The 13,641-nt window shown below is 28.6% G+C and carries 10 protein-coding genes and 1 riboswitch; of the genes, 8 read left to right on the forward strand and 2 right to left on the reverse strand.

The annotated features are described in order from the left end of the window. Positions 1–621: 621 nt before the first annotated feature. The gene (locus LLF98_RS11795; protein ID WP_291703812.1) at positions 622–1,824 is read right to left on the reverse strand and encodes a DHHA1 domain-containing protein; all 1,203 of its coding nucleotides are present in this window, start codon (positions 1,822–1,824) and stop codon (positions 622–624) included. A gap of 212 nt (positions 1,825–2,036) precedes the next feature. On the opposite strand from LLF98_RS11795, the gene LLF98_RS11800 reads away from it, so the two are divergent. After that, positions 2,037–2,570: a putative ABC transporter permease gene (locus tag LLF98_RS11800; RefSeq protein WP_291703813.1), complete on the forward strand. Its 534-nt coding sequence runs from the start codon at positions 2,037–2,039 to the stop codon at positions 2,568–2,570. Positions 2,571–2,612: 42 nt separating this feature from the next. Here LLF98_RS11800 and LLF98_RS11805 read toward each other — a convergent pair whose 3' ends face one another. Further along, on the reverse strand, positions 2,613–3,800 hold the full coding sequence (locus LLF98_RS11805) for a pyridoxal phosphate-dependent aminotransferase (RefSeq protein WP_291703815.1): 1,188 nt from the start codon (positions 3,798–3,800) through the stop codon (positions 2,613–2,615). Positions 3,801–4,441: 641 nt separating this feature from the next. Between LLF98_RS11805 and LLF98_RS11810 the strand changes: the two genes are divergently transcribed. The 7 genes from LLF98_RS11810 (at position 4,442) to helD (ending at position 13,395) form a co-directional block, all read left to right on the forward strand. Beyond that, entirely contained in the window at positions 4,442–5,116 is a 675-nt protein-coding gene (locus tag LLF98_RS11810; protein WP_291703818.1) for a hydrolase, read from the forward strand. 178 nt (positions 5,117–5,294) lie between these two features. Next, positions 5,295–5,464: riboswitch (Lysine riboswitch) on the forward strand. Between the two features lie 241 nt (positions 5,465–5,705). Next, on the forward strand, positions 5,706–7,001 hold the full coding sequence (lysA, locus tag LLF98_RS11815) for a diaminopimelate decarboxylase (RefSeq protein ID WP_291703820.1): 1,296 nt from the start codon (positions 5,706–5,708) through the stop codon (positions 6,999–7,001). Between the two features lie 286 nt (positions 7,002–7,287). Further along, positions 7,288–7,857, forward strand: a complete 570-nt coding sequence (lepB, locus tag LLF98_RS11820; protein WP_291703822.1) for a signal peptidase I — start codon at positions 7,288–7,290, stop codon at positions 7,855–7,857. A gap of 193 nt (positions 7,858–8,050) precedes the next feature. Next, a complete protein-coding gene (gene lepB, locus LLF98_RS11825) occupies positions 8,051–8,566 on the forward strand; it encodes a signal peptidase I (protein ID WP_291703843.1) in 516 nt (171 codons plus the stop codon). Between the two features lie 130 nt (positions 8,567–8,696). Then, positions 8,697–8,918, forward strand: coding sequence for a DUF3006 domain-containing protein (locus LLF98_RS11830; protein WP_291703824.1), 222 nt, complete (start codon positions 8,697–8,699; stop codon positions 8,916–8,918). Positions 8,919–8,979: 61 nt separating this feature from the next. Continuing rightward, on the forward strand, positions 8,980–11,040 hold the full coding sequence (gene ftsH / locus LLF98_RS11835) for an ATP-dependent zinc metalloprotease FtsH (protein ID WP_291703826.1): 2,061 nt from the start codon (positions 8,980–8,982) through the stop codon (positions 11,038–11,040). A 147-nt stretch (positions 11,041–11,187) separates the two neighbouring features. Continuing rightward, positions 11,188–13,395 (forward strand): RNA polymerase recycling motor HelD, encoded by a 2,208-nt coding sequence (gene helD, locus LLF98_RS11840; RefSeq protein ID WP_291703827.1) that lies wholly within the window; start codon positions 11,188–11,190, stop codon positions 13,393–13,395. Positions 13,396–13,641: the final 246 nt, after the last annotated feature.

A 13,641-nucleotide genomic window follows, 5' to 3' on the forward strand; every position in this document is an offset into this window, starting at 1 on the left:
GTTTAAGTTCAGTTTCAGTACTTACAAATGCACTAAGACTTAGAAAATTTAAAGCTTAGTATAAATTTATAATTATCAAATAACAATTCACAATTGTTATTTGATAAAGCATCATGAATTAATTTAAAAACATGGAGGGGGGGAACTGTTGCAATAATTCTATAAAAATATGGTAAAATCTCCATATAAATTGGTATATATGTGTATCTTATTTTGTAGTATACTATTAATAGCTATTGTGAATCCCATACATTGCTAAAGTGGTGTAATCATGGAGTAGAATCTTGAGGGTGTTAGTGTTAATATAAAACTTCTTATCGTAGAAGTTAGCGAGAACCAAGCAAAATAAGTAAATACAAGAGATTACACTTAAAAGTAAACTTGTATATGTACCATGCGTTGTATGGGAATTCAAGCCCTTGGAGTGTTATATCAAACCAAAGTAGCTTTTAGCAAAATGGGACACGTTGAACAGGGAATTAAACAATACTTATAAATTTTTATAGGTTATTGGCAACGGCTATGATGTAGTTAAAATTGAAGAATAGAATTTTATGTGAAATTTTAAATTTAGAAAGGGAATATAAAGGATGGTAATTTACCATCCTTTAATTATTGCTATTAATTTAGGGATTGAGCTATTTTGTTGAAGGCATAGTCTAGGGTACTTTCAAGGTTTGCGTTGTTCTTGCCGGCTCCTTGAGCTTGGAATGGACTTCCACCACCTTTGCCATCAATAAGAGAGATAGCATCTTTTAAAATATCATTCATTTTTACTTCCTTAACATTCTTAGAGCAAGCAAATAGAAGATTAACCTTGTCGTCAGATTTTACTGCCATTAGAGCAATTGTATTATCACTTTCAATAAGCTTCGATGTTAAATTAGTTACATACTTTAGATTTTCACTATCAAATATTTCTTTTATAACTTTGATGTTATTTATATTAGTTGCATTTTCGAGAATTTCTTTAACTTGATATTTAGCTAATAAAATATTAAGGCTTTTATTGGTTTCATTAGATTCACGTAGATTTTCATTTAAATTCTTTATTCCATTTATAGCTTCATTTTCGTTACAATTTAAATATTTGCATATAGAATTTTGGAATTCATCTTTCTTAAAAGAATCAGAAACAGCACGTTCACCAGCTAAAAATTCTATTCTTGTTCCTTCCTTGTGCTTTTCAAATTTCCTTATTTTAATAAGCCTAAGGTCTTGAGTACATGAAGGATGAAGCCCACAACAAGCATTAATATCAAAATCACCAATTTTAACAACTCTGATATCTTCCTCAGTATTTGGAAGAGCACGTCTAAGAGATAATTTTTTAAGTTCAGTTTTAGTTGGAACAAATGATTGTACAGCTAAGGCATCACCTATAATTTTATTTGCAAGCCTTTCAGCTTCTCTTACTTGAGTTTCATTTAAAATTCCATAAATATCAACAGAACTTATATCATTACCTAAATGTATTGCAAATGTATTTGCATTAAAAAGATTAAAGAATGCACCAGATAGTACATGTTGACCTAAATGCTGATGCATTCCATCAGTTCTTCTACTCCAGTCAATTTCACATTTAACCTTATGTATTTTAATAGGTTTCTTTTCAACTACGTGATAAACAATTTCATCTTTTTCATAAACATCAAGAATTTTCTGATCTCCTAAAATTCCAAGGTCACAATTTTGTCCACCACCGCCTGGGAAAAATGCTGTTTTATCTAATATAACGTGAAACTTATTGTCAATTTCTTTTATATCAACAATTTCAGCAGTAAAATCCTTAAGGTATTGATTATCATAATAAATTCTTTCCATATGTAAAATAGCCTCCAAAAAAATATTTTTATCTAAGGCTCAGTTATATAGACTATCATACTGACTTGTTATTTTTTGATTATGCCTTATTTAATCTGAGTCTAAGAATAATTTGATAATCTTATTATAGCAGATAGAGGTTCAATAGAGGATAAAAGATAACTATTCTACAAATACTAATATTACTTTGTAGAATGAGGTGATTATATAGTATGCATTTATTATTTTATATGACATTTAATTTTGTTATTTATTCTTTTATAGGTTGGATTATAGAAGAAGTATATTTGTATGTGACTATTAAAAAAATTAAAAAGGAAGGATTCTTGAAAGGGCCATTTAAGCCTATGTATGGAATAGCAAGTACAATTTTGATTTTATATAATCAAATATTAGATATTGATGGAATTCCGTTAATATTATTATGTTTTTTAATTCCAACAACAGTAGAATATATAAGTGGATACATGTTAAAACATATATTTAATAAAGTTTATTGGGATTACTCAAATTTGAAATATAATATATATGGATTTGTAACCCTTAAATTTTCGTTATATTGGACATTACTTAGCTTTATGGGTGTTTACTTTTTGCAACCAGCTGTATATAACATTTATAAAGAATTTGAAAAAATTTTAATTATAGCAGTTTGTTTTTTGTCAATTATATTAACAATAGATTTAATATTAACATTGAAACATTTTAGAGAAAATACATTGTTAAGTAAACAGGTTAGAGACTAATGACAATGCACAATTAATATTGTGCATTGTTATTTTGTGTATCTATAAATTATATAATGCTGCAAGCTTATCAAATGCTTGTAGTGAATTTTCAATTTTTTCATATGAGATGCAATAAGATAATCTTACATGACCAGGGCATCCAAAGGCTGAACCAGGAACAAGTAATAAATTGAATTGTTTTGCATCAGCACAGAATTTTTTATCATCCTCAATTGGTGATTTAGGAAACAGGTAAAAAGCACCTTGAGGTTTAACACAAGTAAAGCCAAGAGATATCAAGTGATTATATAAAAGATCACGATTTTTTTTGTAGATGCTAACATCAACTTCTGCGCCCAAAGATTTTGCAATAACTCTTTGGAATAATGATGGAGCATTAACAAAGCCTAAAATTCTGTTTGCAATATTTAATGCAGACGTCATTTCTTCAAAGCCAGCCATTAATGTGTTCATAACCACATATCCTATACGTTCACCTGGTAAAGATAATGATTTACTATAAGAATATCCTATAAAGGTATTATCATAATATTTTAAAAGACAAGGTACTTCAATATCATCATAAACTATTTCTCTATATGGCTCATCAGATATTAAATAGATAGTGGTATTTAATTCGTTTTGTTTTTTATTAAGAAGATTAGCTAAATCTTGTATTACTTCTTTAGAATAAACAACGCCAGTAGGATTGTTTGGATTATTTATTATTAAAGCCTTAGTTTTAGAAGTGATAACTTCACTTAAAGCTTTTAAGTCGGGTTCAAAAGTTTCTGTGTCAGTTGAAGAAATTACAAGCTTACCATTAAAATTCTGAACATAGTTGTTATATTCTCCAAAGTATGGTGCAAAGGTAATAACTTCATCATCTGGATTTAATAGTGATTTTAAAATTATGTTTAATCCACCTGCAGCTCCACATGTCATAACAATGTTATTTCTAGAAAGAGTTAAATCATGTTTTTTGTTTAGAAAAGTACTTATGGCATCTCTAACATCTTCATAACCAGAATTATTCATATATCCGTGTATTAAGTTTGGTGTTTCTTCATTTAAAATTTCACTTATGACTTTTTTAATACTTTCTGGAGGTTCAACATTTGGATTACCTATACTGTAATCAAAAACATTTTCTTCTCCATAAATTCCTGATAATCTTTTTCCTTCCTCAAACATAGCTCTTATAGTAGAACTGTTTGAAACAAGAGACTTCATCTTATTTGATATCATTTTTTAGCCCCCAATTCATATTTTTAATAGTATAATTTTATCATATTATATCTAAGGAGCGATAAAATATTTATTATAGAAGAGGAATTTATCATGGCAATGAAATTAATCTATATTATTTTTCCTACAGATATGTATTTTTAATTATAATTATGCACTGTGAGTTGTGCGTTAAAAATTGTGAATAAGTTTGTGGATAAAAAGTATATATGTTTTAATAAAAAGTGGGCTTAGGCTAGTAAATTACAATGATTGTTAATTACATTGATAACTAATATAAATTGGGGATAAATGGAAAAAATAAATTCATGATTTGGCGTGAATTACTTATTTAATGAGCTTTTATTTTTAAAGTACAATGTAAACTGTATATTATTAATTAAAATATGCATATACTTATAAACAATATGCGCACTTTTGTGGATAAATGCTGTGTATAGTGTGTATAAAGTGGATAACTATAAAAAATTAACTTTAACAAAGAATATAAAGTAGTATAATATATATGTTATATTAATGATTTAACAATGAAAGTGTTCACAATTAAAGAAAATTATTATATATTAAAATGTGATTATAAAAGCTTAATAAGGCGCCTTAAGCATATTCAAAAAATAAATTATAGGAAAGGGATAGAAATTATGGTGAGTAAAGAGGTCAAATTTGTTCCTCAAATAAAAGGTACTCTTAGGAATCATGTGATTGAGGTTCCAACAGTCATAAGAAATTGTGGCGGAATTATGATTTTTGGAAAAAGAATAAAATCATTATTATTCAGTACTGATGTTGCATTAATAAGAAATAGTAATGCAGATGCAATTATTGCAGTATATCCATTTACACCACAACCGTTAATAACGCAAGCACTTGTTATGGCAGCAGATGTTCCTGTTTTTTGTGGTGTCGGTGGAGGAATAACACAAGGTAAAAGAGTTGTGAATTTAGCTATGGATGCAGAGTTTAAAGGTGCTATGGGAGTTGTAGTAAATGCTCCTACAAGTAATGAAATTGTTAAAAAGATTAGGGCAACTATAGATATACCAGTTATAGTAACTATTATTTCAGAAGATGAAGATATTGCTAAAAGGATTGAGGCTGGAGCTACCATATTAAATGTTTCAGGTGGAAGAAAAACAGCTAACATAGTTAGAAATATTAGAAATAGATTTCCCGAATTTCCTATAATAGCTACTGGTGGACCAAGCAATGAGTCAATTAGTGAAACAATTGAAGCTGGAGCTAATGCTATAACTTTTACCCCACCAACTTCAGCGAGTATTATGTGTAGTCTTATGGATGAATATAGAAATGAATAATGATGAAACTAAAATTCATATTTAAGCAGAGAACTCAAATCTACGATTTGGAGTGAATCGCTTATCCAGCGAACGAATGTAAGTCGGGTTTCTTTTAAATAATTAAAAAAAGTGTTGATTTAAGGTACAAATATGGTATCATATTTGTAATAGTTTAATAATATGATAATATAACATAACCTGGGGTAGAGGTGCTGTAATAAATAGTAGGTATAAGGAGCTTGTAGGCAAGGATTTATACTAAAAGGTATTATGGCCGAAGAAATAAATTATTATGCGGTGATTTATTTTTGGGTATTCATAAAATATGTGAATAACTGTCACGAAGAGTGTTGAGCTACAAGGTACTTTTTTCAGTTAACAATTTAGAAAAAGATAATGATGATTTTGTTAATGTATATTTTTAAATCCATATAACAATTCGTTTTTTAATAAATTGATTATAAATGAAAATATTGTGCACAGAAATTTAGCGTAAAGCTCTACCACTCGTCACAGACATACTCTGTGACGTTTGTTTTTTTGTAATTCATAATTGTAAACTGTCCATTGTCAATTGTTAATTGAATATAATTTGGAGGTTAATGAAATGAAATTATTTGGAACGATGAAGGCACAAGATAACCAGTTAATAATTGGAGGAATTAGTGCTAAGGATTTAGTAAAAGAATACGGCAGTCCATTGTATGTATTTGATGAAACTTTAATAAGAGAATATTGTAGAGAATATAGAAAATATTTCAAATGTGAAGAAAATAATAATAGAGTAGCTTTTGCTGGAAAAGCATTTTTAACTGTTCAAATGTGTAAATTATTAGAAGAAGAGAATATGTGCTTAGACGTTGTATCTGGCGGAGAATTATATACTGCACATAAAGCAGGATTCCCACTTGAAAGAGTAATGTTTCATGGGAATAATAAAACTTTGGATGAAATTGAACTAGGCGTTAAACTAGGCGTAGGAAATTTTGTTGTAGATAATTATTATGAAATGGATTCATTAAATGACATAGCTAAGGAATATAATAAAATACAAAATGTTTATTTGAGAATAACACCAGGAATTGAAGCACATACTCATGATTATATAAAGACAGGACAAATTGATTCCAAATTTGGCTTTGCACCAGTTGGAACTGTTATAGAAGATGCTATTAAAAAGGCTATAAGTTTAGAAAATATAAATCTTGCAGGAATACATTGTCATATAGGTTCACAAATTTTTGACTTGGAACCATATGAAGATGCTGTGGAGATAATGTTAGAAATTGTAAGAAACACTAAGGAGAGCCTTGGTTATTTAATAAAAGAAGTGGATTTTGGTGGCGGATTCGGGATATACTATACTAGTCAGGACGAGCCAAGAACAACTGAAGAATATTGTATAACAATAATTAATAAAATTGATGAGGTTTGTACAAGAACTGGTCAAGAAAGACCAATCCTTACAATAGAACCAGGACGAAGCATTGTAGCCAATGCAGGAACTACTTTATACACTGTAGGTTCAGTTAAAGAAATTCCAGGCGTTAGAAAATATGTTTCAGTTGATGGTGGAATGACAGATAATATAAGGCCAGCTCTTTATAATTCAGAATATGAATGTATTCTTGCAAACAAAATTGAAGGTACTTCAGAAGAGACTGTAACTATAGCAGGAAAATGTTGTGAATCAGGGGATATATTATTAGAAAATATTAAGCTTCCAGAAGTTAATAGTGGAGATATTTTAGCTATTATGACTACAGGCGCTTATGGTTATTCTATGGCAAGTAATTATAATAAAATACCAAAACCAGCAGTGGTTATGGTTAAAGAGAATGAAGCAAGACTTATCTGTAGAAGAGAATCTTATGAAGATATATTGAAGAATGAAATTATCTAGGAGTATGCAGTTATTAACTGGCAATTTCTAAGAGATAGTAGCTTTAAAATGGCTATATATTAGATGAATATGTAAAGAGGTATGCACTAATTTTAAAATTGGTGCATATTTTTATTTCAATTAACAATGTTCGCTTAGAAATTAGTTTATCGTGCTTAAAAATTAACAACTTATAAATATTTAAAAGAATAAATTATGGTATACTTAAGATAGGATGAAAAAATGTAAAAATAAGTGTGTGAAATTATTGAATATATAGGAATATAAAGAATTCAGAATATGTAGTATGGAGGCAAGCACTGTGGCAGAAAATAATGAAAATCAAATAGTAAAGGATAAAAAACAAAAAAAGAAGTCAATAATAAAAGAATGGATAATAGATATAGCTGCTGTTGCCCTTATAGCATTTTTGGTGTGGCACTTTGTAGGATATGGTGTTTGGATTACGAGTGGGTCTATGATTCCAACGTTGGAAGTTAAAGATAGATTGATTGTAACAAGAGTACATAATCCTGACAGCTTAAAGGAAGGAGATATTGTACTGTTTAAAAATGATGAATTTAAAGATGAAATTTTAATAAAGAGATTGATAGGACTTCCAGGGGATAAAATAGAAATTAAAAATGGTGTTGTTTTTAGAAACGGAGAGCAACTTAAAGAAGATTATGTGAAAAATAATGAAAAATATAATGGGATATTTGAAGTGCCAGAGGGTAAATACTTCTTTTTAGGTGATAATAGAGCAAATTCTAATGATTCTAGGTATTGGGAAAATCCTTATGTTAATGAATCATATATAGAAGGAAAGGCTAGAATAAAGTATTATCCAATAAAAGATTTTGAAATATTAAAGTAATATAAGGCATAATATAAGAGTAATTTTAAGAAAAAAGGAAGAAAAGTGAATGAGAGAGGATGATGATATAATGGAATCAAAAGATATAGATAACTCAGAAAGTAGCTATGAAATAACCCATGTTAATTATGCAGAATCGGAAAATATAATGGATGATAAAGAAGAAAACTCATCCTCAAAAGGATTTATAGCAATGTTTACATCAAAGGGTGGCTTTTTCAGAGAATGGATTATTCCAATAATAGCTGCCATAGGAATAGCATTTTTAATAAATAAATTTCTAGTTTATAATGTTTATATACCGAGTGAATCAATGGTTCCAACTTTAAATGTTGGTGATAAATTAATGGTAACCAGAGTTTATGATACTGATAAAATTAAAAGGGGAGACATAATTGTATTTTTTTCAGAGGAGCTTAATGAGGTACTTATAAAAAGAGCAATAGGACTTCCTGGTGATCATATTAAAATACATGATGGCATTGTTAATATCAATGGAGAAGATATTAAAGAAGATTATGTAAAAAATAATGAAAAATTTAATGGTGATTTTGATGTTCCAGACAATAAATTCTTTTTTTTAGGAGATAATAGAAGCCGTTCAAATGATGCTAGAAGATGGATTAATCCATATATAGATGCTTCAAATATACAAGGAAGAGCTAGGATTAAATTTTATCCATTTAAAGATTTTCGTAGTTTGAAATAAAATTATAAATTTTAAATATATGCTTTTCCAAGCTACTGAGGGAGTTTGTTCTTTAATTGGCCAAAGGGTACTCATAAGGTAATCAATTGGACAATGTTAATTGAAATATATTATGAAAAGAGGATGTTAAATGCATGAAAAGTATATAATAGATAGGGTAGAAGGAAACTATGCTATCATCGAAAAGGAGAATGGAGATATGTCTAAGATATCTATTGAAAATATTAAGGGAGATTTTAAAGATGGAGATATTTTAATTAACAAGGGTGAATATTTTGAAAGAGATAAAAAGTTCACATTAAACCGAAAAGACCAGATAAATGATAGTATGAAAAATATGTGGGAAGAGTGATCTAATACATTAATATGGCTAAAGATAAAAATAATAAATAATGTTAAGGGAAGGTGATTAGATGCAAAATAATAAAAATAATAATGGAAATAACAAAAAAAATAAGAGTTCCATTACTATAGCGATTACTTATTTTTTAATAGCTTTTGCATTTGTAACAGCATTTAATTATGCAAAGGACAGAGCGACAACTAAAAAAATTACATATAATGAATTTTCAAAATTACTAAGTGATAAAGATATTTCAAAGGTTGTTATTACAAGTGATGATTTAATAATAACGCCAAGTGAAAATAATGAAGAATATAAAGGAAAAACTTTATATACAGCAAATATACATGACGAAAGTTTAATTCCAGCTTTAAGAGAAGCAAATATTGACTTTTATGGTGAAAATCCTAAGGAAACTCCAATTATGAATTTTGTACTTACTTGGATATTACCAATGGTACTTATATTTTTCACTTGGAAATTTTTATTTTCTAAAATGGGCGGAGGCGGAGGCGGTGTCATGGGCATCGGCAAGAATAATGCTAAGGTTTATATGGAAAGTGAAATAAAAGTAACATTTGACGATGTAGCAGGACAAGAAGAAGCTAAGGACTCTTTAAAAGAAGTTATAGATTTCTTAAATGGTCCTGCTAAATATACTGAGATTGGTGCTAAATTGCCTAAAGGAGTTTTACTTGTAGGACCTCCAGGAACAGGTAAAACACTTATTGCAAAGGCTGTAGCTGGAGAAGCGAAAGTACCATTCTTCTCACTTTCAGGTTCAAGCTTTGTTGAAATGTTTGTGGGAGTTGGAGCTTCAAGAGTTAGAGAATTATTTAAGGATGCTGTTGCAAAAGCACCATGTATTGTATTTATAGATGAAATTGATGCAATAGGTAAGAGTAGAGATAGCCAAATGCAAAGTAATGATGAAAGAGAACAAACCTTAAATCAGTTGCTTTCTGAAATGGATGGATTTGATTCGTCTAAAGGAGTAGTTTTACTTGGAGCTACTAATAGACCTGAAATACTTGATAAGGCACTTTTAAGACCTGGTAGATTTGATAGAAGAGTAATAGTTGATAGACCGGATTTTAAGGGAAGAGAAGCAATACTTTCAGTTCATGCTAAAGATGTAATCTTAGGTAAGGATGTAGATTTAGCTGAAATAGCTAAGAGTACTCCAGGAGCTGTGGGAGCTGATCTTGCTAACATTATTAATGAGGGTGCATTAAGAGCTGTAAGAAGAAGAAGAAAAACTGTACTTCAAGAAGACTTAAGAGAGGCTGTTGAAGTTATAATTGCAGGTAAAGAAAAGAAGGATAGAATTTTATCACCTAAGGAAAGAAACGTTGTTGCTTTCCATGAAGTAGGTCATGCACTTGTAGCAGCAATGCTTAAAGGGACAGATCCAGTGCATAAAATAACCATAGTTCCTAGAACTATGGGAGCATTAGGGTATACTATGCAATTGCCAGAAGAAGAAAAATATTTAACTTCTAAAGAAGAATTAATGAATCAAATAACAGTAATGTTAGGTGGTAGATCAGCAGAAGAAGAAGTATTTGATTTAGTTTCAACAGGAGCTTCAAATGATATAGAAAGAGCTACTGCATCAGCTAGAAGCATGGTTTCCATCTATGGTATGAGTGATAGATTTGATATGATGGCTTTAGAATCAATACAAAATAGATATTTAGATGGTAGAGCTGTGAGAAATTGTAGTGAAGAAACTTCAACTATTTTAGATGAAGAGACACTAAATATTATAAGAACTGCTCATAAAAATGCCAAACAGATTCTTAAGGATAATAGAGATTTATTAGATAAGATATCTGGGATACTTTTAGAAAAGGAAACAATATTTGGAGATGAATTCTTAGAAATTGTTTATGAAAAATATCCAGAAATGAAGGAATTAAAGGAAAAAGAAAAGTCGGAAAATGATAAAAAAGTAAAAGAATTAGAAGAAAGAAGAGCTAAAAAACATTCCTTAGATGTTGTTATAGATTACAAAGATGAGAATCCAGTTGAAACTGAACCTCTAGTTAATGAAAAGACTGATAATATAAATAAGGATGAAATTAAAGTTGAGAGTGACGTTGAAATTATAGATGATTATAAATTGTAATTGAAATTATGAGTAATCATAAAATTAAATAGACTTAAACGAAAAAAAATTAATGCACAATGGAGGATATAAAACTAGTTCAGAGTTTTTAGCCATACATTGTGCATTTGATAATTAACAGTTAACTGAATTAAAGGAGTTGGGATTTTGAATAAGCAAATAGATTTTTTAAGAGAAGAAAATAAATTAAATGAAATTTTAGATATATTAAATAAGGAAATTTTAAATTATTTAGAGAAAAGAAAAAGTGTTACAAAATATATTCTTGATGCTAGAAAGAAATATATTGAAGACTATAAGGATGATGAAGATCAAGTTATAGATTATTTTGACCATGAAAATTATGTTCAAGAAGAATCATATAGGACAATAGATAAGAGGCTTATGGAATATATGAAGCTTAAAGAATCACCTTATTTTGGAAAGGTTACTTTTAAAGAAAATGATGAAGTTCCAGAAGATATGTATGTGGGCAAATATGGGTTAACTTTAGAAAATAGTTATGAGCCTTTAATTGTTGACTGGAGGGCTCCTATTGCAGCTCTTTTTTATAAGGGAACACTTGGAAAAGCAAGTTATAATCCACCGTCAGGGGAAATAGATGCTGATATATTATCAAGAAAACAGCTTATAGTTAAGAAAGGTGTACTAAAAGGTGTATTTGATTCAGCATTAGATGTTAAGGATGAGATACTTCAAATGGTTTTAACTGAAAATTCATCTGATAAGTTAAAAGATATAGTCATGACTATTCAAAAGGAACAAGATGAAATTATTAGAGAAGATAGAAATAAAATAGTTGTTGTAAATGGAGTTGCAGGTTCAGGTAAGACAACTATTGCACTTCATAGAATTTCTTATTTGCTTTATAACTTTAGAAAACAATTCGGAGATAAAGTATTAATTTTTGGACCTAATGATATTTTCATGGATTATATAGCTCAAGTACTGCCCTCGCTTGGTGAGAGTAACATAAAACAAACTACTTTTGAGAAGTTTGCAAAGAAAGAGCTTGGATTAGAAAGTGTAAATGTAAAAAGTTTTGGAAGTTATATTGAAGATGCTATGAATGGAGATGAAGCTGCATTAAAAGAATATAAGTACAAGAGTTCTAAAGAATTTATGCAGTTATTAAATTCAAGCATAGAAGTTTTAGATAAAGAATATTTCAAAATACAAGCAATTAAATTTAAGGGTGAAGAAATTGTTTCAGTTAAAGAAATAGAAGAATTATTCACTGTTTACTATAAGGATATGCCTTTGTTTAGAAGAAGTGAAAAGATAAAGAGAATACTCACATCTAAGATTAAGGATAAAAGAGATGAAGAAATTTATAAATTAAATGCTGAACTTAAAGAAAAGATAAATAATTTATCAAAAGAAGAATTAGAAATGGAAAAAAATCATATAGAATATTTAAAAAGAATCAAAATAAAGGAAATTGTAAGAGAAGTTATAAATTCTCGTAATGAATTAGATACTTGGATTAAAGCTGAAACTATCATAGATGTATATAGGAATATTGTTAAATTAAAGGAAATTAATGAATATACTGAAACATTAAATAATGTAGACAACAGGATTTTAAGTACAACCTTAAGTGCGCATAATGAAATTTTAAAAGAACAAGTAGACAATTTAGGATATATGGATTTAGCAGGAATTTTTTATTTAAAGGTCAAATTGCAAGGATTAAAGGTAAGAGAAGAAATAAAACATATTGTAATTGACGAAGCACAAGATTATAGCTTTATGCAATTTGAGATTATTAAGGAAATGACAGGGTGCAAGAGTTATACAATAGTTGGGGACTCTAATCAAAGATTAATTACAAGTAGTAAAGAACCTGCAATGCTTCACTTAGATGAAGTATTTAAAGGCTCTGATATAGAAATTAAGAAATATGAATTAAATAAGAGTTATAGATCAACTCAAGAAATAATGGAATATGCAAATCAATTCTTAAAGGAAGAGAAAATAATTCCTTTAGTTAGATCTGGAGAATCTGTTATTGAAGAAGAAGTTTCATCAGAGAATGACTTTATAAATACTCTTATCTCAATAATTGAAGATTATGAAGAAGATGGACATGAAAACATTGCAGTAATATTCAAGGGGAAGAAGGAATTAAACAAATTTGCACATCTTATTAAAGAGAAAATTAGTATACAAAATCTAGATAATGAAGATATTATTTATAAAGGCGGAAAGGTACTTATACCGGCTTACTTGGCAAAAGGTCTAGAATTTGATGGTGTAATAATAGTGGAAAATAAAGAAATTCAACCTTTAGTTAAATATATAATGTGTACTAGAGCATTGCATAGATTATCTATAATTAAAGATTTAATATAATTAAACAAAGATACCGATAATTAGAATTGAACTTATATGTATAGCTAGCATAAGGCATAATCAATAATACTTTGATGTAATTCAATACAAAAGAGTATTATTGATTTCTAATTTTGCGTATAGATTAAAATTATAAGATATGTTTACTTAAATGAAAAAGGAGAGTATACATAAAAAATAGATAAATGTATACACTACTATTATAATTTCAAAATATGAAAATTAAATATATTTCTATTGAATAAA

The organism is Clostridium sp., assembly GCF_021372645.1.
Classification (GTDB): Bacteria; Bacillota; Clostridia; order Clostridiales; family Clostridiaceae; genus Clostridium.